A 22,808-nucleotide genomic window follows, 5' to 3' on the forward strand; every position below is an offset into this window, starting at 1 on the left:
AGGCCCGTCAGTATCCGTGCTGCTGGCGGAAATCGCGCGCCTGACTGAAATGGCCGTTGCCGATGAAGGGCACGGGCGGGCGCAGCGCCGACAGGGGCGAGGGGTGGTTGCTCATCAGCACCAGATGGCCACGGTCGGCGGGGATCAGCACGCGCTTGGACTGGGCATGGCTGCCCCAGAGCATGAACACCGTCGGCTTGCCCTGCTCGGCCACCTGGCGGATCACGGCATCGGTCAGCACCTCCCAGCCGCGCTTGCTGTGGCTGGCGGCCTGGCCCTCTTCCACCGTCAGGCAGGTGTTGAGCAGCAGCACGCCGTTGTGCGCCCACTTGACCAGCGAACCCCCGGGCTGCGGGAAGGGTGGAAACGGCACGCCCAGGTCGCGCTGCATTTCCTTGAAGATGTTCAGCAACGACGGCGGCAGGCGCACGCCGGGCGCGACCGAGAACGCCAGCCCCTCGGCCTGGCCCCGGCCGTGGTAGGGGTCCTGGCCCAGGATGACCACGCGCACGTCCTCGGGCGCCGTCAGCTCCAGCGCCCGCAGCGGTTGGGGCGGGAAGATGACCGCGCCCGCCGCCAGGCGCTGCTGCAGGTAGCCCAGCAGCTGCTGGCCGGTGGCCGAGGCGAAGTAGGCATCGACCACCCCCTGCCAACCGGGCGCGACGCGCCAGTCGCCGGGGTCGGCGCTCATCAATTGCGTAGCGGTTTGCGCAGGTGTATCGGTCATTTCAGAACGTTTTCTCTACAAAAAGCTGGAGCGACCAGCGCTGACTGCTCCTGCTTGGGGAGTGCCTGGCGGCCCACCGCGTACGGCGCCCGCCGCCAGTGCCCCTCCAACCACGCGCCCGCGCCCGCCACTCGGGCGGGCTGCGACGGTCACAGTCACGGCCCGTGGGCTGGCGGGCGCGCAGACGGGCACAGGCCCGCCGGCCGTCAGGCGAACAGCTTGGCCAGCGCCTCGCCGGGTTCCTTGGCGCGCATGAAGGCTTCGCCCACCAGGAAGGCGTCGATGCCGGCGTCGCGCATCGTCTTTACCTCGGTCGTGGTCAGGATGCCGGATTCGGTCACCAGCAGGCGGTCGGCCGGCACCTCGGGCTTGAGCATGATCGAGGTCTGGATGTCCACCTCGAAGGTCCGCAGGTTGCGGTTGTTGATGCCCACCAGCGGCGTCTTGAGCCGCAGCGCGCGCTGCAGCTCGGCGCCGTCGTGCACCTCCACCAGCACGGCCATGTCCAGGCTGAACGCGATCTGCTCCATCTCGGCCATCTGCGCATCGTCCAGGCAGGCGGCGATCAGCAGCACGCAGTCAGCGCCCATCACGCGCGATTCGTAGATCTGGTAGGGATCGACCATGAAGTCCTTGCGCAGCACCGGCAGCAGCGTGCTGGCGCGCGCCTGCTTCAGGTAGTCGGGCTGGCCCTGGAAGAACTGGCGGTCCGTCAGCACCGACAGGCAGGCCGCGCTGAGCTTGCCGTTGCCCACCATGTAGCTCTGGGCGATGTCGGCGGGATCGAAGTCGGGGCGGATCACACCCTTGCTGGGGCTGGCCTTCTTGATCTCGGCAATCACGCCGGCCTGGCCCTGGGCGATCTTGGCGCGGATGGCGCCGACAAAGTCGCGCGTGGAGACACGGCTTTCCGCATCGCGGCGCACCTCGGCCAGCGACGTGGCCTTCTTGGCGGCGGCCACTTCCTGCACTTTGACGTCGCAGATTTTTTTCAGAATGTCGGACATGTGTTTTCCTTGTGTTCGGTGGCGGGCCTGCCGCGGGGGCAGACCGCCTTGTGGTCTATTGTCGGCGTTTTGGCGGCACCAGCCGCGAGCCCGAGCGGCGGATGCCCAGGCGGGCCACCAAAGCGTCCACCAGTGCATCCACGTCCTGCTGCACCGTCTGGGCGCCCGAGTTGCTGCGCACCACGCACAGCGTGACGACGGGACCGCGCCGCTGGTGGCGCAATTCCAGCTGCCAGGCATGGACCGCCCGGGCGTCCTGCACATCGCCAGGGAGCACGCCCAGGCTCCAGGCGGCGGTCGGCTCCAGCTGCAGCACGTCCATCGGCTGCGCGCGCGGATCGGCGGGGGTGCCGATGCGCGCCAGCGTCCGCTGCGCCATATCGATGCGCCAGCCGTTCCATTCCAGGGGCAGGCCCAGGTCCTCGGCCGGATCGCGCGGGTGGCGCCAGCGGTACACGCCCCCGCTGGCCACGGCCAGCGCCACCGCCAGCGCCCAAACCTGCCGGAACGCCAGCACCGCCCCCAGCGCAAACAGCAGCACCTGCCACAGCGGGGCCTGCTCCCCGCGCCACAGCCGGCCAGGGCAGCCGTGGGCCAGCCGCGCGGGCAGCCAGAGCTCGGCATCGGTCTGCAGCTGGCGCAGCACGGCGCCCAGCGGCGGGTACGGGTCGGGGGGCGGGGCCGTGGGCATCAGCGCCGAGCCGGATGCACCACCGAAAACAGGACGGCTGCCACGCGTTCAGGCCGTCAACGCGCCGCTGTAGGCCACCAGCTGCTTCAATTTCTGAAGTGCTGCGCCGGTGTCCAGCGCGGCCTGGGCACGCTGCAGGCCGTCTTCGATCGACGCCGCCACATTCGCCGCGTACAGCGCCGCGCCGGCGTTCAGGCAGACGATGTCGCGCGCCGGGCCCTGTTCGCCCTGCAGCACGCCCATCAGCATGGCCTTGGATTCCTCGGGCGTCTCCACCTTCAGCGCGCGCGTGCCGGCCATGCGCAGGCCGAAGTCCTCGGGGTGGATTTCATACTCGCGCACCACACCGTCTTTAAGTTCACCCACCAGGGTGCCAGCGCCCAAGCTGATTTCATCCAGGCCATCGCGGCCGTACACCACCAGCGCGTGCTCGGCGCCCAGGCGCTGCAAGGCCCGCACCTGGATGCCGACCAGGTCTTCGTGGAACACGCCCATCAGGATGTTGGGGGCGCTGGCCGGGTTGGTCAGCGGGCCCAGGATGTTGAAGATGGTGCGCACGCCCAGTTCCTTGCGCACCGGGGCCACGTTCTTCATGGCCGGGTGGTGGTTGGGCGCGAACATGAAGCCGATGCCCACGTCGCGGATGCAGTCGGCGATCTGCTCGGGCGCGAGCATGATGTTCACGCCCAGGGCTTCCATGGCGTCGGCGCTGCCGCTCTTGCTGCTGACGCTGCGCCCGCCGTGCTTGCTGACCTTGCCACCGGCCGCGGCGATCACGAAGGTGGCGCAGGTGGAGATGTTGAAGGTGTTGGCGCCGTCACCGCCGGTGCCGACGATGTCCACCAGGTGCGTGCGGTCGTGCACATGCACCTTGTTCGAGAACTCGCGCATCACCTCGGCGGCGGCGGAGATCTCGCCAATGGTTTCCTTCTTCACGCGCAGGCCGGTGAGGATGGACGCCGTCATCACCGGCGAGAGCTCGCCGCGCATGATCTGGCGCATCAGCTCCAGCATTTCGTCGTGGAAGATTTCGCGGTGTTCGATGGTGCGCTGCAGCGCTTCCTGGGGGGTGATGCGGGGCATGGTGGATCCTGTGCTATCGGTTGCGAAGCTGCCTGCGCTGGCTGTTTGCGGCTTTCAGATAGTTATGGCTTGGAAAACCAGAGACAACGCGCGCCAGCAGCTCTCAAAAACAAAGGGCCGCCTGCTGGGTGGCAGTGCGGCCCGGGTGTCACTGCTGGTCGAGGAAGTTCTTGAGCATGGCGTGACCGTGCTCGGTCAGGATGCTCTCGGGGTGGAACTGCACCCCCTCCACGGCCAGCGTCTTGTGGCGCACGCCCTGGATTTCGCCATCCTCGCTGGTCGCGGTGATGGCTAGGCACTCGGGCAGGGTGTTGCGGTCGATCACCAGCGAGTGGTAGCGGTTCACGGTGAACTGCGCCGGCAGGTCGGCGAACACGCCCTGCTGGTCGGTGGTGATGACGCTGGTCTTGCCGTGCATCTGCTGCTGCGCGCGGATGATGTCGCCGCCAAAGGCCGCGCCAATGCTCTGGTGGCCCAGGCACACGCCCAGCACCGGCAGCTGGCCGGCGAAGTGCTGGATGGCCGCCACCGAGATGCCGGCCTCCGCCGGCGAGCACGGTCCGGGCGAGATCACGATGCGCGTGATGCCCTGTTCGGCCACCAGGGCGATCACCTCGTCCAGCGTGGCCTCGTCGTTGCGCACCACGGTCACGTCCGCACCCAGCTCGCCCAGGTACTGGACGATGTTGTAGGTAAAGCTGTCGTAGTTGTCGATCATCAAGAGCTTCATGCCGCACTCCCCGCGCTGTCGTCCTTGGGCGCCAGGCCGGCGGCGCGCAGGCGCGCCAGCTCCTGGTGTTCGTAGTCGATGTAGCACTCCATCATGGCGCGGTACAGGCGCTCCATCAGGTCGGGGTTGCCGCCCTGCGCCTCGGCCATGGGCCGCACCCGGTCGACGATGGCCTGGATGCGCGCTTCATCGCGCACCAGCCCTTCGTCGTTCTTCACACGCGCCGCCTGGGTCATGTAGCCGCTGCGCTCCACCAGCAAGGGCACCAGGATGTCGTCCAGCGCATTCACGCCGGCGCGCACCTCGGCCATGCTCTGGCACTGCTTCACATTGTCGATGGCTCGGCTCATTCCAGACCTTCCTCTACCAGTTCCGCCGCCCGCAAGACCGCGCGGGCCTTGTGTTCGGTCTCTTTCCATTCCATTTCGGGCACCGAATCGGCGACCACGCCGGCCGCCGCCTGCACGTACAGCGTGCCATCCTTGATGACGCCAGTGCGGATGGCGATGGCCATGTCCATGTGGCCCGCAAAACTCAGATAACCCACCGCACCGCCGTAGATGCCGCGCTTGGTCGGCTCCAGCGCGTCGATCAGCTCCATGGCGTGCACCTTGGGCGCGCCCGACAGCGTGCCGGCCGGGAAGGTGGCCTTGAGCACGTCCATGCTCGTCATGCCGTCCTGCAGGATCCCCTCCACATTGCTGACGATGTGCATGACGTGGCTGTAGCGCTCGACCACGAAGGCCTCGGTCACCTTGACGCTGCCGGTCTTGGCGATGCGGCCGATGTCGTTGCGCGCCAGGTCGATCAGCATCACGTGCTCGGCCCGCTCCTTGGGGTCGGCGATCAGCTCCTGCTCGGTGGCCTTGTCCTTCTCCGGCGTGGCACCGCGCGGGCGCGTGCCGGCCAGGGGGCGGATGGTGATCTTCTCGCCCTCTTCCACCTTCTCCTGGCGCACCAGGATCTCGGGGCTGGCGCCCACGACCTGGAAGTCCCCGAAGTTGTAGAAGTACATGTAGGGGCTGGGGTTCAGCGAGCGCAGCGCGCGGTACAGGCTCAGCGGCGACTCGGTGTAGCGCTTGTGGATGCGCTGGCCCACCTGCACCTGCATGAAGTCGCCCGCCGCGATCAGTTCCTTGGCGCGCTCCACGGCGGCCAGGTAGTCGGCCTTGGCAAAGCTGCGCTCGGCCGGGTGGCTGTCGCCGCCCTTGATCTTCGGCACGCTGACCGAGTAGCGCAGTTGCTCCTTGAGCTGGCGCATGCGCTTCTTGGCGCGGCTGTAGGCCTCGGCCTCGGCCGGGTTGGCATAGACGATGAAGTACAGCTTGCCCGAGAGGTTGTCGATCACCGCCACCTCTTCGCACAGCAGCAGCAGGATGTCGGGTGTGCCCAGCGTGTCGGGCGGGCAGGACTGCTCCAGCTTCTTCTCGACGTAGCGCACGGCGTCATAGCCGAAGTAACCGGCCAGACCGCCGCAAAAACGCGGCAGGCCCGGCACCAGGGCCACACGGAAGCGCTGCTGGTAGGCGGCGATGAAGTCCAGCGGATTGCCGGCGTGTGTCTCCACCACCGTACCATCGGTCACGACCTCGGTCTTGGCCGCCGCGCCAAAACCGCTGGAGCGCAAGAAGGTGCGCGCCGGCAGGCCGATGAAGCTGTAGCGGCCAAAGCGCTCGCCACCGACCACCGACTCCAACAGGAAGCTGTGCTTGCCATCTCCCTGGGCATGGGCCAGCTTCAGGTAGAGCGACAGCGGGGTTTCGAGGTCGGCAAACGCCTCGCTGACCAGGGGGATGCGGTTGTAGCCTTCGCTGGCCAGGCTTTTGAATTCAAGTTCTGTGATCACAGAGCAGGGTTCCCATTCGGGGCAGCACACTGCGCAAGGGTCATGCCGGGCAGGCGCTGCGATTCATTCAAACCGTCCGCGGCGGTGGCGGACAAGGGTGCACCCGTGCAAACAGGCGCGATCAGACGGTCATGGCGGCAGGCTTACGCCAGGGCCAGGCTCCCCGGTCCGCGCAACCTGTGATGAACACGTAGTGAATGAACATAGCAGCCAAGTGTAGCGCATTGCACCACCGCCCCCAAGCGCTGGCCGGCGATGGTGGGCCTCGCCGCTTGCGCGTTAGTCCCGAGGGCGTTTTCCCGCAAACCACCCGGCCGGTAGTTGTGGGGCACCCCGTGTCCGGCCGACAATGACCGTCAAAAAGCACGGTCGTGCCAACAACACCTGAACCCGGAGACTTCACCATGCCTGCTGCCCCGCGCCTTCTCCCGCTGTCACGCCTGCGCCGGTGGGCCCTGGCCCTGCTGGTCATGGCCGGCAGCGCCAGCCTGCCCGCACTGGCCCAGGGCAGCGAGCCGGCGGAGCTGGCCGTGCACCCGGCCACGGTGCAGGTGGACGGCCACAACCTGCAGCGCAACGGGGCCGGCATCCGCTACAAGGCCATCTTCAAGGTCTACTCGGCGGCGCTGTACCTGGAAAAGCCGGCGGCCTCGCTGGAGGCCATCGGCCTGCTGACCGGCCCCAAGCGGATCAGCGTCAGCATGCTGCGCAGCATCAACGCCGCGGAACTGGGCACGCTGTTCGCCCATGGCATGGAGGACAACATGGACAAGCAGCAGTTCTCCAAGCTGATACCCGGCGTGGTGCGCATGAGCGAGGTCTTCAACCGCCACAAGGAACTCAAGGCCGGCGACCGCTTCACCCTGGACTGGCTGCCCGGCAAGGGCATGGTGATCAGCGTCAACGGCAAGCCCGAGCCGGCCGAATTCACCGAGCCCGAGTTCTACCAGGCGATGCTGGGCATCTGGTTGGGCCCCAAGCCCGCGGACCGCGGCCTCAAGCAGGCGCTGCTGGCCGCCGCCCCCTGAGACGGCGCGCCGACCAGCGGTAACTAACGCAATCCGCCGCATTCGACAAGCTTGTTTCTACGCAAAACACATCGCAGCAATCGCTGACAAAGTAGCCCCTCACTTTTCCCTGGCCTGCCCATGCAGGTCGGGGCGCGCGCAGACAGAATGATCAAGGGGAGATTCCATGCGACTGCTTCAGCACATCACGGTCACACGCCGCCTGGGCGGACTGGTGGCCATGGCCATACTGACCTTACTGGCCCTGGGGGCCGGCCTGAGCCTTTCCGAACGCAGCCTGCTCTTGCAGGAGCGCCAGAACGGGGTGCGCCAGACCGTGGAAATCGCCCACGGCCTGATTGCCCACTTCCACCAGCAGGCCGCACAGGGCAAGATCAGCACCGAAGAAGCCCAGGCCCGGGCCCTGCAAAGCCTGGCTGCCTTGCGCTACAGCGGCAATGAATACTTCTGGGTCAACGACATGCACCCGCGCATGATCATGCACCCCGTGCGTCCGCAACTGAACGGCCAGGATGTCAGCGGCAACAAGGACCCGACCGGGCGTGCGCTGTTCATCGACTTCGTGAACATCGTCAAGAAGGACGGCGCGGGCTTCCACAGCTACCTGTGGCCCATGCCCGGCAGCGATGAACCGGTGGAAAAGATCTCCTACGTGATGGGCTTCCAGCCCTGGGGCTGGGTCGTGGGCTCGGGCGTATACATCGACACCGTCAACGCCGCCTTCCTGCAGCGCATGATCGGCGCCGCGGCGGTCAGCGCCGCGCTGGCGCTGCTGCTGGTGCTGATGGGCTGGCTGATCTCACGCAGCATCCTGCGCCAACTGGGCAACGAGCCGGCAGCGCTGCTGGCCGGCACTGAGCGCATGGCCCAGGGCGACCTGAGCACCCCGATTGCCCACCGAGGCGACGCCCGCAGTGTGGCCCAGGGCCTGGAGCACATGCGCACCCACCTCGCGGACATCGTCCAGGGCGTGCGCCACAGTGCCGAACACGTGACCCTGGCCAGCCAGGAAATCGCCCAGGGCAACCACGACCTGTCCAGCCGCACCGAGGAGCAGGCCAGCGCCCTGGAGCAGACCGCCGCCTCCATGGAACAGGTGGGCAGCACGGTGCGCCAGAACGCCGACAACGCGCGCCAGGCCAACCAGCTGGCGCTCAACGCCAGCCAGGTGGCGCAGCAGGGCGGGCAGGTGGTGCAGGAGGTGGTCACGACCATGCGCGGCATCAACAGCGCCAGCCAGCGCATTGCCGACATCATTGGCGTGATCGACGGGATTGCCTTCCAGACCAACATCCTGGCGCTGAATGCCGCCGTCGAGGCCGCGCGGGCGGGCGAGCAAGGCCGCGGTTTTGCCGTGGTCGCGGCCGAGGTGCGCAGCCTGGCCGGCCGTTCGGCCGAGGCCGCCAAGGAGATCAAGACCCTGATCACGGCCAGCGTCGAGCAGATCGCCCAGGGCTCGGCCCTGGCGGACCGTGCGGGCCACACCATGGCCGACGTGGTGTCCGCCATCCGCCATGTGAATGACATCGTGGGCGAAATCAGCGCGGCCAGCGCCGAGCAGAGCGCGGGTGTCGGCCAGATCGCCGAGGCCATCACCCAGATGGACCACAACACCCAGCAAAACGCCGCCCTGGTGGAGCAAAGTGCGGCCGCCGCGAACGGCCTGAAGATGCAGGCCGAGCAATTGCTGCAGGCCGTCTCCAGGTTCCGCCTGGCTTTGCAGGCCACGCAGCCGGACCGCGCTCCGGCCGCCGTGACCCCAGCGCCCGTGGTGCGCGCGGCCACCATGCCCCGCCCCGTGCCAGCGCCGCGCCCCGCCCCTGCAACTGCCGCAGGTGCAGGTGCAGGTGCAGGTGCAGGTGCAGGTGCAGGTGCAGGTGCAGGGGCAACGGCAGCGGTCGCCCGCCCAGCTCTGCCACGCAGTGCGCCACCGGCCACGTCCACCACCGACAACGCCGACTGGGAAAGTTTCTAAGCGCCCAGGGAGCTGCTCCACACCGTGGGGCCGCCCCCACGGCGGGCGGCGCGATTTACGCGGGCGCGACCAGCTGGGCGTAGTAGTTGGGCAGGGCGAACAGGGCGCCATGCACCGCGGGGTTGTAGTACTGCAAATCGCCCACACCGCGCGCCTGCAGGCGTTCGCGCACCTGCGCCGCCGTGGGGGCCGTGGCATCCAGCGAGTCGGAACACACGGCCATGCCCCAGTAAGCGCCGTACAGCGGCACATACACGCCATAGCAACGCACCTGCGGGAACACCCCGCGCAGGCTGCGCACCAGGCGCTGCACCTGCTGCGGATGGAACACCGGGCTGCCCAGGTGCAGCACCAGTGCCCCGCCCGGTGCCAGCACCTGCCGCATGCGCTGCAGCGCCGGCGGCGCGTAGAGCGAGCCCGCCGGGGTGTCGGGGTCCGTCAGGTCCAGCACCAGCAGGTCGAAGCGCTCGGTCGTCGTTGCGATCAGGGCCATACCATCGCCGATGCGCACCTGCAGGCGCGGGTCGCTCCAGACATTCCGGTGCACGGCCTGCAGCTCGGCCTGGCTGGCGCGGATGACGGCCTCGTCCAGCTCGGCCAGCACCACGCGCTCCAGGGTGTTGTGCTTGAGCAGTTCCTCCGCCAGGCCGCCATCGCCGCCGCCCAGGATCAGCGCCTGCCGTGGCGCCGGGTGGGCGATGGCCGCCGGGTGGGCCATGCACTCGTGGTAGAAAAACTCGTCCCGCTCGCTGGTCATGAAGCAGTTGTCCAGGCGCATGACACGGCCAAAGTGCGCCGTGTCCATCATCTCCAGCGTCTGGTAGGGGGTCTGGCGGCGCTGCACGTTGTCGGCGCGAAAGCCGAAGGCCGCATCGGGGCTGAGCTGTTCCATCACCCAGGGGTACTGGCCCACGCCATCGGTGGCGATATCGCCGCGCCACAGCTGCTGGCGCACGGCGTGCCGTGGGGCATACGCTGCGACGACGCCATCCATCAGCGCCTGCGCCTTGCCCGAGTTGTCGGCCGAGAAATTGCACACATAGACGTCGATGGTGACGTTGCCGGTTTCCGGCCAGGTGTGGATGGCCAGGTGCGACTCGGCCAGCAGCACCGTGCCGGTCACGCCCCCGGGCTGGCCCTGCCAGGCCGGAAACTGCACCCAGCGGTCATCCACCCGGGTCAGACCGGCGTCCTCCGTCTGCCTTCGGCACAGGGCGGCGATCGCCTGCGCATCCAGCATCAGCGCATCGTCGCACGCGCATTGGTACAAATCGGCCGTCAGGTGCAAACCTTGCATGGTGTGGAGTCCTCCCTGTCACACGAAACGCCAGGGCGAAGAGCTCCTCCCTGCAGCGCATTGGGTTATCTGTTTGTCAAGCGGGCAAAGCTTGGCATCCTAACCACAAGCACTGCAAAGGACAAATAACGGCAATTTCCGTTTTTAGACCACACGAAGCTGCGCGATGCTGTCAATCAGCGCATCAGCACCCACCACCTCCACGGATTGCCCATGGTTGTAGCCATAGGTCACCAGCACCACCGGGCACCCCGCGGCGCGGGCGGCCTGGGCGTCGTTGCTGGAATCACCCAGCATCAGGGTGCGCGCCGGCGTCGTGCCCAGGGCTTCGCAGGTCTTGAGCAGGGGCAGCGGATCGGGCTTCTTGGTGGCGAAGGAATCCCCGCCGAACACCTGCTCGAACAAACCCTGCAGGCCCTTGGCCGCCAGCAGCGGCCGGGTGAAGGCCAGGGGCTTGTTGGTCACGCAGGCCAGGCGCAGGCCGCTGGCCCGCAGCGCCTGCAGGCCTTCCAGCACCCCGGCGTACAGCGCCGAGTGCTGGCCGTTGATGGCCAGGTAATGCTGCTCGTAGCGGGCCAGCGCCGTGGGCAACAGGCTGGCCACGGCCGCTGGCAGGGCATCTGCGGAATGGCCGGCCTGCGCCAGCACATGGGCCAGCACGCTGCGCAGCAGGTGCTCCGTGCCCTTGCCCACCATGTGCTCGATCAAGGCGGCGTCCAGCGCCGGCAGCTGCAGGTCGGCCAGCATGCGCGCGATGGCCTCGGCAAAGTCGCCAATCGTGTCCACCATGGTGCCGTCCAGGTCCACGATGGCGGCGTCCACTTCCAGGTGGAACGACGGAATAGAGATGGAAACCATGAAATAGAGTTCGCAAATCCAAAGGGATGTATGTTAGCTACTCAGGAATAAGGTTGCGAAATCGCGCTTCTATCCTAAAGCACATAGGTCTGCTCGGTACGCAGGCTATTGTGTTTGTAGCGAATTCGCTCGAGGACCTGCTTCAGCAACCGTGTGGCGCGTAACACACGAGGCTGCGGCGGGTTTAACGGCTGAGTTTAGAGCTGTATTTTTATACAGCAAAAATGCGGGATTCTAGGCTACAAGCCCTTTCCGCGATTTTCTGTGCCAATTTAGACCACACGCACCAGACATTGCCTGCGACTTGGTCGCTGTCAAAATTGCGTTAGATTCTGGTAAATTTGCATCGCGCCGTGGTCTAGCGGTTAAGACGCCTGTCTATTACCATTCAATTCAAAGCAGGAAACTGGGGGTTCGATTCCCCTACGGTGCACCAAGGACAAAAATGGAAAGTTTGGGACTCTCTGAATTCCTGAAGTCAGTAGGAAACTCTGTTCACTCATTGAACACAATTTGCGTCGGCCTTCATGGAGTAGAAACGCGCATCTATACGAAGCCCGATGACCTAACAGTCACCTGGGACCCGCAGGATCCATGCTGGTCCGCGCGAAAATCAAGGACATTCGCAATCAATGCAGCAATTGTCTTTGTTGAAGAAGCTCTAATGCAATATGTCCGCTATCTAGCAAAGCATCCTGCAGCGCCAGAAACCCTAAAACAGACGACCAAGATTGAAGGCGGAGCCGAACGCCTAGAGCATATTTGCACGCTTCACACGCCCGAAAAAGAATATTGGGGACCTTTTGCATCTTTACTTGTTCATTGGCGAAACAGAATTGTTCACCCAGCATCAAACGCCAAGCTTAGCGCAAAACAGGAGTCCTCTATTATAGAGCATGCTGAAGATATAAAAAATTCGCATGCAAAAATTGATGTCAAAGAAACCCTGAAGCATTTTCACGATAGGTCTATTACCCTCAAAGATGCATCAACGCTAATTGCAATAACCATCCGCTTCGCAAGGGGTATCGACAAAAGCCTACAGCTGGACACGGCGGCATACGAAAAAATTCCATACTGGCTTAAGCATCTAAATTTGGAAGATCAATATCGGAGTATTTGCAAATCAAATGGGACCGAAGAAAGGGAGCGGCGAGTGCGGCAATTCTTTAAAACACATCTCCCATTCATAAATGAAGAGCTTACAAATCAAGTGATTGAAAAGCCTCTCACCATTTAAATCAAAGGTGCAAAAATTGACTGGCGGTTTAACACGGCGTTGTTGCATAAATGCCGGTCGCAGGTGAGGTAGGCTCGGGAGATGAGTGAGACGAGCTGGGGTCGGGTTAAGTACCGCACAACGAACTGGAAGGCGTACAACGCAGCGTTGAAAGCGCGAGGAGACCTGACCATCTGGCTGGATAAGGGCATGCAGTGGCTGGCCCAGCCCAGGGGCAAGCGTGGTCGTTGCCAGAAGTTCTCAGATGCGGCCATCCAGTTTTGCCTGACCATCAAGGGCTTGTTTGGGCAGCCCTTGCGCCAGACGCTGGGCCTGGTGCAGTCGCTATTGCGTATGGCAGGCCTGCCTTAGCCAGTGCCCGACTACAGCACGGTGTGTCGCAGACAAAAGAGCTTGAATGTGCAGGTGCACTACCGAGCAAGCGAGAAAGGCTTGCACCTGCTGGCCGACTCCACGGGCATCAAGTTCTTGGGCGAAGGTGAGTGGAAAACCAAAAAGCACGGTGCCGAGCGCCGCCGCCAGTGGCGCAAGGTGCATCTGCGTATTGATGCCCAGACACTGCAGATTCGGGCTATCGCAGTCACAACCAATGAAGTAGGTGACTCGCCCATGGCCGCTGTCTTACTGGGCCAGATCCCCAGCCATGAACAGGTAGCTAGCTTGACTGGTGATGGGGCCTATGACACCAAGGATGTGCATGAGGCCTGCTACCTGCGGGGAGCCATTCCAATCATCCCGCCACGCAAGGGAGCGAAGCTACGCAAGGGGCTGGCATTTGCTCACCGCAATGAAGCGGTCAAGGCGTGTAGGCAGTTGGGGCGGGCTATCTGGAAACGCTGGAGCGGCTACCACCGAAGGTCTTTGGTGGAGACCAAGATGAATTGCTTCAAGCGCCTGGGCGAGAAGGTGATGGCCTGGACGTTTGAACGCCAGGTGGCCGAGCTCAATATTCGAGCGTCAATCCTCAATCAATTTACCGCTCTGGGCACACCCCAGACGGTCGCTGCTGCGTAAATCCGTCTGAGGTTTGGGGTAGCTCGGCCTCAGGGTGATTTATGCAACAACGCCTGCTCGACACACTGGCCGCTGGGAACCGCGCTCAAGGCTAAGCGTCTGTGGCACATCCCGGCTAGACGCTGGCTCCGGAAATCACTGAATATTTGGCTATCCGAAGTGCAGCGCTATTTATACCGCTCAATGAGCGCTTCTATCGCATTAATTCTTTCTATTTTCTTTGTCATACTAATGCTGGATGCATACCCAATCTTAGTCAACAAACGAAGTTCCCTCCTAAGTTTGTCTAAAGTCTTTTGAGACAACGGGTGTGGTGGAAGTGGAGGGAACTCTGTACGGCTGTACAACAACCGAAGAGCTGCGTTAAATGTAGCTGAGGCATCTTTCTCAGCTTGGCTAACCCATATCGACAAGTCTCGACCATGCAACTCAACCGCTGGACTCACGTCCACGTTGAATTCACTTTGCAAGCGCTTTAGTCGCATCCGCATCTCATACTCAGTGCGCATACCGACTCCTAGATGCTTTCTTCATTTGACAAAAAATTAGATCGATAGACAGCCCGCCTATATCTATTAACCGCCCTGACCTATCTTCGCAAGATAAGCAATCGCTCACATCAGCCGAAAGAGCGAAAGAGCCATGACTAGGCAAGACAGATACATTCTGAGCGCGAATGGAAGCCGCGGCAAGGCCTCAGCGACCATTCAAACGAAGCATGACCTCGGCAGCCTCAGCGTGGACAATTCGGTCGCCTCAGAAAATACCACACCAACAGCAAGGTTATTTTTTGGCAATTTACAAGACAAATAAATGATATTTATTTGTAGCCATGCTGGTTAATATCTACAGCCCCAGAGTCACACATGAAAATAAATGGTGATAATTTTATGTAGGCAGATAGATCTGGAAATATAAAAACAAAATCAAATTGGACTTTTAAAAGATTTGTACGTAACATCGGCCGCCGCTCATTCGCCGCCGTTATTCGCGTCACGTCCATGCACAAGCCCCCAGCACCAGATACATCCGCTGCAGGAAAGCCGCCCATGACCTGGGAATACTTCCGGCAAAACGGAATTTCCGTGGTTTCGTGGGCGAAGGAGCATGGATACAGCCCTTGGCTTGTTTACTCGATTCTTAAAGGGGATCGAAAGTGCGTGCGAGGAAAAAGTGCACAAATCGCAAAGGAGCTTGGTTTGAAATAACACCTTCCCCAACGGCTACGTACCGACTGTCTGCGTCATCGCAGAAACAACAAAGCCCCGGGCGGCAACCCGAGGCTTTGTCACCCCGAGAAGCTAGTCCCAAGGATCCGACAGGTCCAAATTTATCCGCCGCAGGGCGGAGGGTCAAGTCTTCTCGTGCACAGCTTTGCACAAATGGATTCCAAGAGAAAGGCTGGGTCTATGTGGACCGCATCTGACTTCAATGTTGGGGAATTCGCTCGCCCCAAACCCCCTCCCCCGCCCCAAACTGGGCTGATGACCGCCAAGAAGCTAGAAGCACTGCTTCGTGCTGGCTACGGGCAAGTGGGCTGCTGCCGGTTCCGTTGACACCGACCTAAGCTTCTTGAGCTTTCTCGAACTGTACGGGACTGAGATAGCCGAGCGTCGAATGCCGGCGCGTCGGGTTGTAGAAGCACTCGATGTAGTCGAACACATCTGAACGGGCCTGCCCTCGTGTGCGGTACACCTTCCTGGCCGTGCGCTCGGTCTTGAGGGAACTGAAGAAGCTCTCCATGGCCGAGTTGTCCCAGACCTCACCAGCCCGGCTCATGCTGCAAGTGATGCCTTGTTCATCCAGCAGCTTCTGGAAGTGCTCGCTGGTGTACTGGCTGCCCTGGTCCGAGTGATGCAACAAGGCCACCGTCTTGCCTCGACGCCACACTGCCATCATCAGCGCATCCACCACGAGCTGCGAGGTCATGCTCTCCTGCATCGACCAGCCCACGATGCGCCGCGAGTACAGGTCCAGCACCGCCGCCACGTACAGCCAGCCCTCGGCTGTCCAGATGTAGGTGAAGTCGGCTACCCACTTCTGGTTCGGGCCATCGGCCCGGAACTGGCGGTCCAGCACGTTGTCGGCCACCGCGCTGCGCGTGCCCCGGTCCTTGGGCAGTCCACGTCGTCGGGGCCTGGCTCGTAGTGCCTGCTCTCGCATGAGTCGCTCGATGCGGTGCAGACCACAGGCTTGACCTTGCTCCAGCACGTCGTGCCACACACGGCGCGCGCCGTAGGTGCGGTCGCTGCGCACGAAGCTCTGGTGGACTTGCGCGCCCAGCACTTCATCGCTGAGGCTGCGCTGGCTCCTGGGCCGTGTGAGCCACGCGTAGAAGCCACCCCGCGAGACACCGAGCGCCTCGCACATCAGATTGACCGGCCAGGCCCCTCGGTGTTTCGCCACGAAGCCGAACTTCACATCGACTCCTTCGCGAAGTAGGCCGCGGCTTTTTTCAGGATGTCGCGCTCCATCTTGAGCTTGGCAACCTCCTTGCGCAGTCGCGCTATCTCCGCGTCCTGGGCCTTCTGCTTGCCGTTGCCAGGGTACGCCTCCTGGGGCTCCTCTCGCAACTCACGAACCCACTTGCGCAGCACGTTCTCGTGAACGTCCAGGTCCTTGGCTGCCTGGGCCACAGCCACGCCACGCTCGGTGACCAACCTGACCGCCTCGAGCTTGAACTCGCGGCTGAATGTCCTTCTTGTCTCCATGAACCACCTCCGGTTTCATCTTCCACCTTAACAAGGTGTCTTTGAAACCGGCAGCAGCCCAGCCCGAGGATATTCGACGCTTAGGAGTCAGCGAAGAGCTGATTAGTGGGATGACGAAACAACTAGAGAACCTCAAGCCTGTTGAAAAAGGGAAATCTCCACGGACCAAGTAACAGAAAAGCCTGATGCTGAAAAAATCACCTGAGCTAGGCCATTCTATGGCCGGCCACAGTCTTATTTCGATCCATCCGGATGAGACGATATATAGCTGGTGTGCAGCGAACCATGCGATGAGCAGTAGTCGTAATTCTGCGGCTACTGCTTTATCTCTTCTCGGTGCTGTGCATGCTGTTCGCCAGCACGAGTTCCCACACTCACTTGATAGCTTCATCGCGATCTCAAGGGCAGAGCGTGCGTGCATCCTTGGGCTTCTCCGTGACCATACTGTTGCGGGCTTCTACTTGCCTTTTCTTAGTGAGCAAGAACAAAAAGAGCTTGCTTCGAAATCGCTATCCCAACAATCAACTCACTGGATGAGAGCCGCACTAGGCTCTTCACGAACTCAGAAGGTTATGCACCCGCTAAAGTGGTGTCACCGTTGCATCCAAGATGACCTCGAGACTATTGGCCGCCCCTTATGGCGTACGGTCCATCAACACCCAGTTGCTTTAATTTGCACCCAACACAACGAAGTATTGAATTCGAGTGCTCTACGGAGCAAGCAATGGCGGTTGCCCCATAAAGAAGTCGGCCTTACAGTTTCAATCCCTGATACCTTGCTGCAAGCGGCGAGCAACGCGACTACGTTAAGCAGCAGCCTGCGAAGGATTCCATGCATAGACATGCTCTCTCTGCGCCGATTTGCCATCTACCGACTTCAAGAAATTGGTGTCATACATTCAGCCAACGGTGTGCGGCATGAACGAATCGCTCAATGGTTCGCTTCCACCACTTCTTGTGCTCTAGCTCGGATTGCACAACCTAATCTAAACGCACTCATTGATGGCAGCCTAATTTCGAGACTGCTTTGGCGTCAAAAAAGGACGACTGCGATTGCCTGGGCACTTTTATGGAACGCTCTTGAGTGGAAGTCTTCGAATGAGCTCATTCTCTCTTTCGCCGATGCAGCTGCCGGTCGCAGTCGATCTATACAAGGCCAACTCCTGTTGTTTAGTGATCTGCCAACAGACTCAAGAAAAGCACCTGAACACGTCTGTGAAGCATTTGAATGCTGCGACAGCTATGCAGCGGTAATGGCGCGCTTAAACGTGAGTCGCCACGACGTTGTTCGATGGCTGGAAGCCGACCCCAAGCTACGCCTCGAATGGAAATCACGGCTACGCAACACTCGCCAGGCCGAATGTGTTGAACGCATCCGAAGTTTCGCCCAAAGCGTGCCACAAAGCAGGCGAGCTGATATTGAAAATCATTGCGCTGCAGAGTACCGATGGATGCGTGAGCATGCACCTAACCAGCTCATAGAGTTAATGAAATCGCTGGCCAATCGAAACTCGGTGCAATCCCGGCTTGAGTACTAAATTCAACCAACCTTGCACCACTTTCTAGCAGGTTCCTTGAACACTTAGCGAGTCATTTGCCATCAATCATCTTTTGCTTGCGAACCACCCAGCAGAGGCTTCAGCCTGCTTGAATCGTCCGTTAGACCATCTGCATAGATTATGCCTCCACCCAACATCGTATAAAGGACTGCTTCGCTGCGGTTTCAGTCTTTCGCTGTCGCAGATTTGATGCTCGGTATCTGGCAGAAAGCGGTGCTTCGATTTGCAGATGTGACCGGTAGCAGCCGCTGCAAAGTATCCGTCCGGTCAACCCATCTTGAATGTGAGTTGAGAAGCGGGCATCGTCCCCACGATTGGAGGATCGTGGAGACGATGGAACAGATTTCAAACGAAGGGCGACCGCGCCGCCGTGAGTACAGCAAAGACTTCAAGGCCGAGGTGCTGGCCAAGTGCCGCCAACCCGGAGCGAGCGTGGGCGGTGTTGCTCTGGCCCATGGGCTGCACTCCAACATGGTCCACCGCTGGATCAGGGAGGCCGGCGCTGCATACCGAGCGCCTCTTGGGATGCCGGGTAGCCAGATCGCGCAAGCGATGCAGCCCAGGTTCACTCCCGTGCCCCTGGACCTGCTCAGTCCTGCCGTGCCCCAAGCGCCCGCAGGCAGCGCGGATCAGACTGCTCCCACCGCCCCGAGACCGGTTGAGCTGCAACTGCGCCGCGGTGACCTGATCGTGAGCGTACAGTGCCCACTCGAGCACTGCGGGACCCTGCTGCGCGAGGTGCTGCGGTGATCCGCATCGATGCGGTGTGGATGTCCTGTGAACCCCTGGATATGCGAGCGGGTACAGAGACCGCTCTGGCCCGTGTCGTACAAGTCTTCGGCGCAGCCCACCCCCATCACGCCTACCTGTTCGCCAACGCCAGAGCCAACCGCATGAAGGTGCTGGTCCACGACGGCTTTGGCGTCTGGCTGGTTGCACGCCGGCTCCATCAGGGCCGGTTTGTCTGGGGCAACTCCAGCACTCCCCGCCTGCCACTGAGCCAGGAGCAGCTACAAGCCCTGGTCACGGGCCTACCCTGGCAGCGCCTTGGGCAGGCAGGTGTCATCACGGTGCTGTGATCTTGAACGGGGCGTGTGCGCTCTTCAATTCGTGAATGTGCCAATGGGCACAGCCACTGGCACCGGTCATGATCACTGCCATGAACGAAGCGGTGGATCTGCAGAGCATGGACGAGGGCACGCGCCAACTGGTGCTGGGCCTGATGGGCCAGCTGCAGCAGCAGTCTGCAGAGCTGCGCCACAAGCAGGCGCTGCTCGACAAGCTCACCTTCGAGAACGCCATGCTCAAGCGCATGAAGTTCGCTGCCCGCAGCGAGGCGCTCAGCGCTGAGCAGCGCAGCCTCCTTGAGGACGCCCTCGATGAGGATCTGCAGGCGGTGGCGCTCGAGATCGAACAGATGGGCGACGCAGGCCAGCCCGCAGCCGAGCAGGTAACCCGCCAGCAGCCCAGGCGCCAACCCCTGCCCCCGGAGCTTCCCCGCCAGGAACTGCGCCATGAGCCTACCTCCACCGAGTGTTGCGGCCAGCCGATGAAGCGCATCGGTGAGGACGTGGCCGAGAAGCTCGACTACACCCCAGGCGTCTTCACGGTCCACCGCTTCGTGCGGGGCAAGTGGGCCTGCGCCTGCTGCCAGACGCTCAGACAGGCCCCGGTGGATGCGCACATCATCGACAAGGGGCTGGCCACCACGGGCTTACTCTCCCATGTGCTGGTGGCCAAGTACGCCGATCACTTACCCCTGCACCGCCAGGAGGCTATCTACGCCCGCGCTGGTGTGCCGATCCCACGCTCCACCCTGGCGCAGTGGGTGGGCAGCTGTGGCGTACAACTCCAACCGCTGGCCAGCGCCCTGCGCGCAGAGGTGCTTGCCCACGCCGTCCTGCACGCCGACGAGACGCCGGTGCAGATGCTCAAGCCGGCCGCTCAGAGAGATGGCAAGACCCAGCGGGCTTACCTGTGGGCCTACACACCAGGGCGGCACGAGCAGACCAGGGCGGTGGTCTATGACTTCAGCGAGACCCGGGCCGGGCGCCATCCCGCCTCCTTCCTGGAGGGCTGGGCGGGCACGCTGCTGGTCGATGACTTTGCCGGGTACAAGCAGCTCATGGGTGAACAGATCCAGGAGGCAGGCTGCTGGGCCCATGCAAGGCGCAAGTTCTTTGAGCTCCACACGGCCAACAAGAGTCAGCTCGCTGAGCAGGCGCTGGCCCTGATCGGACAGATCTATGAGGCCGAGCGACAGGCTCAGGGGGTAGAGGCAGATGAGCGGCTGCGCATACGGCAGCAGCAGAGCCGCTCGGCGGTGGATCGCCTACACCTCTGGCTCACAGAACACCGAGGGAAGGTGCCCAGTGGGTCGGCCACGGCCAAGGCCATGGATTACAGCCTGCGCCGCTGGCCTGCGCTCACCCGGTTCCTGGAGGATGGGCGGATACCGATCGACAACAACTGGGTCGAGAACCAGATGCGCCCGATTGCGCTGGGCCGCAAGAACTGGCTGTTTGCGGGCAGCCTGCGGGCTGGGCAACGAGCCGCTGCCATCATGAGCCTGATCCAGTCGGCCAAGCTCAACGGCCTTGATCCGTATGCCTATCTCAAGGATGTGATGGACAGGCTGCCGACCTGGCCCAACAGCCGTATCGGTGAGCTGCTGCCGCATCGCTGGAATCCCTCAACCGATTGATCGAATCTAGTGCCCCTCCATGGCTGCGATCAGCGGACAGCGCACATTCCCCTTGCCAGAGCCGCAAAGCAGAATCAGGCCAGAGAGTGCAGCCTCCATGCGTTGGAGGTCGGCTAGCTTGAGCCTGACTTCTGCCAGCTTAGACTCCGCTTGCCGCCGAGCTTGGGTACAACTCTCCCCGTCCTCCAGTTGAAGCAGTTGCGCGGTCTCGTCGAGGCTGAATCCCAGCCGCTTCGCTGACTTGATGAAGCTGAGCCGCGACTGGTCGGTTCGGCCATAGCGCCGGATGCTGCCCACAGGACGGTCCGGCTCTGGCATCAGCCCTTTGCGCTGATAGAACCTGATGGTCTCGACGTTCACACCGGCCGCTTTCGCGAGATCTCCGATCGTCATGCTGCCGTCGGACTGTGAAGGGGTATGGGTCATGGCGCTTGACTCTGTACTTTGGTACGGAAGTAAGCTTATCGCATGTCTACAACATCTACCGACCACCCGGGCCAGACCACTGGCGGCGGCAAGGCCCTGATTGCTGGTGGTATTTCGGCGCTGCTCGCCTCCGCCTGCTGCCTGGGCCCCCTGGTGCTGATCATGCTGGGCATCTCCGGGGCCTGGATCGGCTCTCTGACGCTGCTGGAGCCTTATCAACCGTGGTTCATGGGGGCGGCGGCGATTGCCTTGGTGGTTGCAGGACGCCGGATATGGCGCCCTGCGGTAGCGTGCGATGTGGGCCAGGTCTGTGAGCGCCCCATGGTCAACCGGTCCTACAAGGTGCTGTTCCTGCTGGTAGTCCTACTACTGGGAATTTCATTGGCGTTCCCCTGGATCGCCCACTGGTTCTACTGAATGAAGGGTTCTGCAATGAAACGATGGATCATCCCTGCGGCGGCAATGCTACTCATCGGGCCGAGCTGGGCGGCCCAGCAGAGTGCGGTCCTCTCGGTGCCAGGGATGAACTGCCCGACCTGCCCAATCACCGTCAAATTGGCGTTGACCCGGATCGATGGGGTCATCGACGTCAAGTCCAACCTGCCCAAGCGGGAAACCACAGTGGTGTTTGACAGTGCCAAGGTGAAGGTTGAGGCCCTGACCAGTGCGACCAAGAACGCCGGATTCCCGTCCACTGTTGTGTCTGTAAACCCATGAGCGATGTCATCCTGACCTCTGTCTTCACCTGCCCCGAGTGCGGTCATATGAAGACCGAAGAGATGCCCACCGATGCCTGCCAATGGTTCTATGAGTGCGAAGGGTGCCACGCCGTCTTGCGCCCGAAGGCCGGTGACTGCTGTGTGTTCTGCTCGTACGGATCCGTTCCCTGCCCACCAATCCAGATCGGTGGTGAAGCTGGTTGCTGTAAACCCGCGGCTTGATCTCTTGCTAAGCTATCTGTGAGCGGCCCATGTCAAGATGGGATAACCGGACGCATACGCTGCAAAACAGAAATGTACGACTATGAAGTCGGCAGTTCCCTGATATCCGCGATACGCTGTAGTTGCTGGAGATACTCCGGCTGACTTTTGGCTAGCCAACGGACAATCGCCGCATTGTTCAACAGTGTGGCACCAATGTGAGTTTTAATGATCTCCAATTGCAGGCTTGAAGGCCCGTAGCCTTCTTCGAGAAGACAGGTGTCGGCTTGCATGGACGCCAATTCGCGCTCCAAACGCTGCAGTGCCTCAGTCACATCGCTTGACTTCGTTTTGGTCGCTGTGGCATCGGAGAGCTGGTCGTTGGGCGTGCTCTGCAGCATCGCCGTCGCCAGCTTGACGGAATAGTTGCCAAGATTCACCATGGTTTGCGCCACGTCGATCTGGCGAAACGGCTTCATCTGCTTGAGTAGACGAAACATGCCATACGTTGCTGGCTTATCTGCCAACAGCGAGACTGCCTCATTGCAAATGCCATCCAGCAGTCTGAAGCGTGCGCGAATAGCGCCCGGTGAGACATCTAACGCATCCGCTAGCTGCTGAACCGAAACTCCTCGCTCGGCTGCACGCACAATCATTCGGTGTGCCTGAACTACCGAAAGACGGTTCACCCGCTTGTTGTACGTGTAGCCTTCGTCATCAGTGGAGATGAGACACATTGCTTGCAGCACGCCAAGGTCTCGCAGAGCTTCCACTCGCATACGCCCATCAAGAATGATGAATGCGCCTACCTGATCACGATCCAGTGCAACCACGATGGGCTCTACCAGCCCAATAGCGTTGATTGAGGTGCTGACTCTCCGGTAAACCACCGACTCCTTAATCCCCAGGGGCAAAGGGATGGTGAAACGGATCTTGTCTAGTGGAACTTCCACACAGTCGCGCTCAAATCCAAGTCGAATCGATCTAAGCAA

At 62.0% G+C, this 22,808-nt stretch carries 23 protein-coding genes, 1 tRNA gene and 1 pseudogene; 13 read left to right on the plus strand and 12 right to left on the minus strand.

What is annotated here, in order from left to right; genetic code table 11:
• Positions 1-7: 7 nt before the first annotated feature.
• The 7 genes from KAQ61_RS15225 to trpE form a co-directional block, all read right to left on the minus strand.
• The gene (locus KAQ61_RS15225) at positions 8-727 is read right to left on the minus strand and encodes a uracil-DNA glycosylase (protein WP_043383813.1); all 720 of its coding nucleotides are present in this window, start codon (positions 725-727) and stop codon (positions 8-10) included.
• Positions 728-933: 206 nt separating this feature from the next.
• On the minus strand, positions 934-1,734 hold the full coding sequence (trpC, locus tag KAQ61_RS15230; protein ID WP_210929714.1) for an indole-3-glycerol phosphate synthase TrpC: 801 nt from the start codon (positions 1,732-1,734) through the stop codon (positions 934-936).
• A 55-nt stretch (positions 1,735-1,789) separates the two neighbouring features.
• Entirely contained in the window at positions 1,790-2,425 is a 636-nt protein-coding gene (locus tag KAQ61_RS15235) for a hypothetical protein (RefSeq protein ID WP_210929715.1), read from the minus strand.
• Between the two features lie 48 nt (positions 2,426-2,473).
• On the minus strand, positions 2,474-3,508 hold the full coding sequence (gene trpD / locus KAQ61_RS15240) for an anthranilate phosphoribosyltransferase (RefSeq protein ID WP_210929716.1): 1,035 nt from the start codon (positions 3,506-3,508) through the stop codon (positions 2,474-2,476).
• A gap of 148 nt (positions 3,509-3,656) precedes the next feature.
• A complete protein-coding gene (locus KAQ61_RS15245) occupies positions 3,657-4,238 on the minus strand; it encodes an anthranilate synthase component II (protein ID WP_210929717.1) in 582 nt (193 codons plus the stop codon).
• Positions 4,235-4,588 carry a chorismate mutase gene (locus KAQ61_RS15250; protein ID WP_042417536.1) on the minus strand — a complete coding sequence of 118 codons (354 nt, stop codon included), beginning with the start codon at positions 4,586-4,588 and terminating at the stop codon, positions 4,235-4,237. The genes KAQ61_RS15245 and KAQ61_RS15250 overlap by 4 nt, the downstream gene beginning before the upstream one ends.
• Positions 4,585-6,084 (minus strand): anthranilate synthase component I, encoded by a 1,500-nt coding sequence (gene trpE, locus KAQ61_RS15255; RefSeq protein WP_210929718.1) that lies wholly within the window; start codon positions 6,082-6,084, stop codon positions 4,585-4,587. Before trpE ends, KAQ61_RS15250 begins: the two co-directional genes overlap by 4 nt.
• 404 nt (positions 6,085-6,488) lie before the next feature.
• Here trpE and KAQ61_RS15260 point away from each other — a divergent pair, with 404 nt between their 5' ends.
• The gene (locus KAQ61_RS15260; protein ID WP_244982911.1) at positions 6,489-7,112 is read left to right on the plus strand and encodes a chalcone isomerase family protein; all 624 of its coding nucleotides are present in this window, start codon (positions 6,489-6,491) and stop codon (positions 7,110-7,112) included.
• Positions 7,113-7,278: 166 nt separating this feature from the next.
• Positions 7,279-9,087: a methyl-accepting chemotaxis protein gene (locus KAQ61_RS15265; RefSeq protein ID WP_210929719.1), complete on the plus strand. Its 1,809-nt coding sequence runs from the start codon at positions 7,279-7,281 to the stop codon at positions 9,085-9,087.
• 55 nt (positions 9,088-9,142) lie between these two features.
• Here KAQ61_RS15265 and speE read toward each other — a convergent pair whose 3' ends face one another.
• On the minus strand, positions 9,143-10,384 hold the full coding sequence (speE, locus tag KAQ61_RS15270) for a polyamine aminopropyltransferase (protein WP_210929720.1): 1,242 nt from the start codon (positions 10,382-10,384) through the stop codon (positions 9,143-9,145).
• Positions 10,385-10,528: 144 nt separating this feature from the next.
• Positions 10,529-11,242: a phosphoglycolate phosphatase gene (gph, locus tag KAQ61_RS15275; protein WP_210929721.1), complete on the minus strand. Its 714-nt coding sequence runs from the start codon at positions 11,240-11,242 to the stop codon at positions 10,529-10,531.
• 348 nt (positions 11,243-11,590) lie between these two features.
• Here gph and KAQ61_RS15280 point away from each other — a divergent pair.
• The 4 genes and pseudogenes from KAQ61_RS15280 (at position 11,591) to KAQ61_RS15295 (ending at position 14,704) form a co-directional block, all read left to right on the plus strand.
• Positions 11,591-11,678: transfer RNA gene (locus KAQ61_RS15280), tRNA-OTHER, on the plus strand.
• Positions 11,679-11,687: 9 nt separating this feature from the next.
• A complete protein-coding gene (locus KAQ61_RS15285; protein WP_210929722.1) occupies positions 11,688-12,482 on the plus strand; it encodes a hypothetical protein in 795 nt (264 codons plus the stop codon).
• An 81-nt stretch (positions 12,483-12,563) separates the two neighbouring features.
• Positions 12,564-13,496, plus strand: a pseudogene (locus tag KAQ61_RS15290) (IS5 family transposase).
• 1,049 nt (positions 13,497-14,545) lie between these two features.
• Positions 14,546-14,704 (plus strand): helix-turn-helix domain-containing protein, encoded by a 159-nt coding sequence (locus KAQ61_RS15295; protein ID WP_210929723.1) that lies wholly within the window; start codon positions 14,546-14,548, stop codon positions 14,702-14,704.
• A gap of 355 nt (positions 14,705-15,059) precedes the next feature.
• Here the strand turns inward: KAQ61_RS15295 and KAQ61_RS15300 are convergent.
• Positions 15,060-16,207, minus strand: a protein-coding gene (locus tag KAQ61_RS15300; RefSeq protein WP_210929257.1) for an IS3 family transposase whose coding sequence is annotated in 2 segments (ribosomal slippage) — positions 15,060-15,946 and positions 15,946-16,207 — 1,149 coding nt in all. Because the reading frame shifts where the segments join, the coding sequence is not laid out codon by codon here.
• 185 nt (positions 16,208-16,392) lie between these two features.
• Between KAQ61_RS15300 and KAQ61_RS15305 the strand changes: the two genes are divergently transcribed.
• The 4 genes from KAQ61_RS15305 (at position 16,393) to tnpC (ending at position 20,470) form a co-directional block, all read left to right on the plus strand.
• Positions 16,393-17,745, plus strand: a complete 1,353-nt coding sequence (locus KAQ61_RS15305; RefSeq protein WP_210929724.1) for a TniQ family protein — start codon at positions 16,393-16,395, stop codon at positions 17,743-17,745.
• Between the two features lie 354 nt (positions 17,746-18,099).
• Positions 18,100-18,516: a transposase gene (locus KAQ61_RS15310; RefSeq protein ID WP_143434174.1), complete on the plus strand. Its 417-nt coding sequence runs from the start codon at positions 18,100-18,102 to the stop codon at positions 18,514-18,516.
• Positions 18,513-18,845 (plus strand): IS66 family insertion sequence element accessory protein TnpB, encoded by a 333-nt coding sequence (tnpB, locus tag KAQ61_RS15315; RefSeq protein WP_210929725.1) that lies wholly within the window; start codon positions 18,513-18,515, stop codon positions 18,843-18,845. Before KAQ61_RS15310 ends, tnpB begins: the two co-directional genes overlap by 4 nt.
• 80 nt (positions 18,846-18,925) lie before the next feature.
• Positions 18,926-20,470, plus strand: coding sequence for an IS66 family transposase (gene tnpC / locus KAQ61_RS15320; protein ID WP_179130010.1), 1,545 nt, complete (start codon positions 18,926-18,928; stop codon positions 20,468-20,470).
• 6 nt (positions 20,471-20,476) lie between these two features.
• On the opposite strand, the gene merR is transcribed toward tnpC, so the two are convergent.
• A complete protein-coding gene (merR, locus tag KAQ61_RS15325) occupies positions 20,477-20,896 on the minus strand; it encodes an Hg(II)-responsive transcriptional regulator (protein ID WP_079364966.1) in 420 nt (139 codons plus the stop codon).
• A gap of 42 nt (positions 20,897-20,938) precedes the next feature.
• Here merR and merT point away from each other — a divergent pair, with 42 nt between their 5' ends.
• The 3 genes from merT to KAQ61_RS18895 are packed head-to-tail and all read left to right on the plus strand — an operon-like array spanning position 20,939 to position 21,837.
• A complete protein-coding gene (gene merT / locus KAQ61_RS15330; protein WP_070401208.1) occupies positions 20,939-21,313 on the plus strand; it encodes a mercuric ion transporter MerT in 375 nt (124 codons plus the stop codon).
• 15 nt (positions 21,314-21,328) lie between these two features.
• Positions 21,329-21,613, plus strand: a complete 285-nt coding sequence (merP, locus tag KAQ61_RS15335; RefSeq protein WP_079364967.1) for a mercury resistance system periplasmic binding protein MerP — start codon at positions 21,329-21,331, stop codon at positions 21,611-21,613.
• Entirely contained in the window at positions 21,610-21,837 is a 228-nt protein-coding gene (locus KAQ61_RS18895; RefSeq protein ID WP_079364968.1) for a GDCCVxC domain-containing (seleno)protein, read from the plus strand. The genes merP and KAQ61_RS18895 overlap by 4 nt, the downstream gene beginning before the upstream one ends.
• An 80-nt stretch (positions 21,838-21,917) precedes the next feature.
• On the opposite strand, the gene KAQ61_RS15340 is transcribed toward KAQ61_RS18895, so the two are convergent.
• Positions 21,918-22,769, minus strand: a complete 852-nt coding sequence (locus KAQ61_RS15340; protein WP_244982912.1) for a plasmid partitioning protein RepB C-terminal domain-containing protein — start codon at positions 22,767-22,769, stop codon at positions 21,918-21,920.
• Positions 22,770-22,808: the final 39 nt, after the last annotated feature.

The organism is Comamonas aquatica (assembly GCF_018064205.1).
GTDB classification, from domain to species: Bacteria; Pseudomonadota; Gammaproteobacteria; order Burkholderiales; family Burkholderiaceae_C; genus Comamonas; species Comamonas aquatica.

Coding starts and splice junctions, on each gene's coding strand:
- speE (WP_210929720.1), bottom strand. CDS start 10,384: ATGCAAGGTTTGCACCTGACGGCCGATTTGTACCAATGCGCGTGCGAC.
- KAQ61_RS15245 (WP_210929717.1), bottom strand. CDS start 4,238: ATGAAGCTCTTGATGATCGACAACTACGACAGCTTTACCTACAACATC.
- KAQ61_RS15295 (WP_210929723.1), top strand. CDS start 14,546: ATGACCTGGGAATACTTCCGGCAAAACGGAATTTCCGTGGTTTCGTGG.
- KAQ61_RS15305 (WP_210929724.1), top strand. CDS start 16,393: ATGCTGAAAAAATCACCTGAGCTAGGCCATTCTATGGCCGGCCACAGT.
- KAQ61_RS15225 (WP_043383813.1), bottom strand. CDS start 727: ATGACCGATACACCTGCGCAAACCGCTACGCAATTGATGAGCGCCGAC.
- merP (WP_079364967.1), top strand. CDS start 21,329: ATGAAACGATGGATCATCCCTGCGGCGGCAATGCTACTCATCGGGCCG.
- gph (WP_210929721.1), bottom strand. CDS start 11,242: ATGGTTTCCATCTCTATTCCGTCGTTCCACCTGGAAGTGGACGCCGCC.
- merR (WP_079364966.1), bottom strand. CDS start 20,896: ATGACCCATACCCCTTCACAGTCCGACGGCAGCATGACGATCGGAGAT.
- KAQ61_RS15265 (WP_210929719.1), top strand. CDS start 7,279: ATGCGACTGCTTCAGCACATCACGGTCACACGCCGCCTGGGCGGACTG.
- trpC (WP_210929714.1), bottom strand. CDS start 1,734: ATGTCCGACATTCTGAAAAAAATCTGCGACGTCAAAGTGCAGGAAGTG.
- tnpC (WP_179130010.1), top strand. CDS start 18,926: ATGAACGAAGCGGTGGATCTGCAGAGCATGGACGAGGGCACGCGCCAA.
- trpD (WP_210929716.1), bottom strand. CDS start 3,508: ATGCCCCGCATCACCCCCCAGGAAGCGCTGCAGCGCACCATCGAACAC.
- KAQ61_RS15285 (WP_210929722.1), top strand. CDS start 11,688: ATGGAAAGTTTGGGACTCTCTGAATTCCTGAAGTCAGTAGGAAACTCT.
- KAQ61_RS15250 (WP_042417536.1), bottom strand. CDS start 4,588: ATGAGCCGAGCCATCGACAATGTGAAGCAGTGCCAGAGCATGGCCGAG.
- merT (WP_070401208.1), top strand. CDS start 20,939: ATGTCTACAACATCTACCGACCACCCGGGCCAGACCACTGGCGGCGGC.
- KAQ61_RS15235 (WP_210929715.1), bottom strand. CDS start 2,425: ATGCCCACGGCCCCGCCCCCCGACCCGTACCCGCCGCTGGGCGCCGTG.
- KAQ61_RS15310 (WP_143434174.1), top strand. CDS start 18,100: ATGGAACAGATTTCAAACGAAGGGCGACCGCGCCGCCGTGAGTACAGC.
- KAQ61_RS15260 (WP_244982911.1), top strand. CDS start 6,489: ATGCCTGCTGCCCCGCGCCTTCTCCCGCTGTCACGCCTGCGCCGGTGG.
- KAQ61_RS18895 (WP_079364968.1), top strand. CDS start 21,610: ATGAGCGATGTCATCCTGACCTCTGTCTTCACCTGCCCCGAGTGCGGT.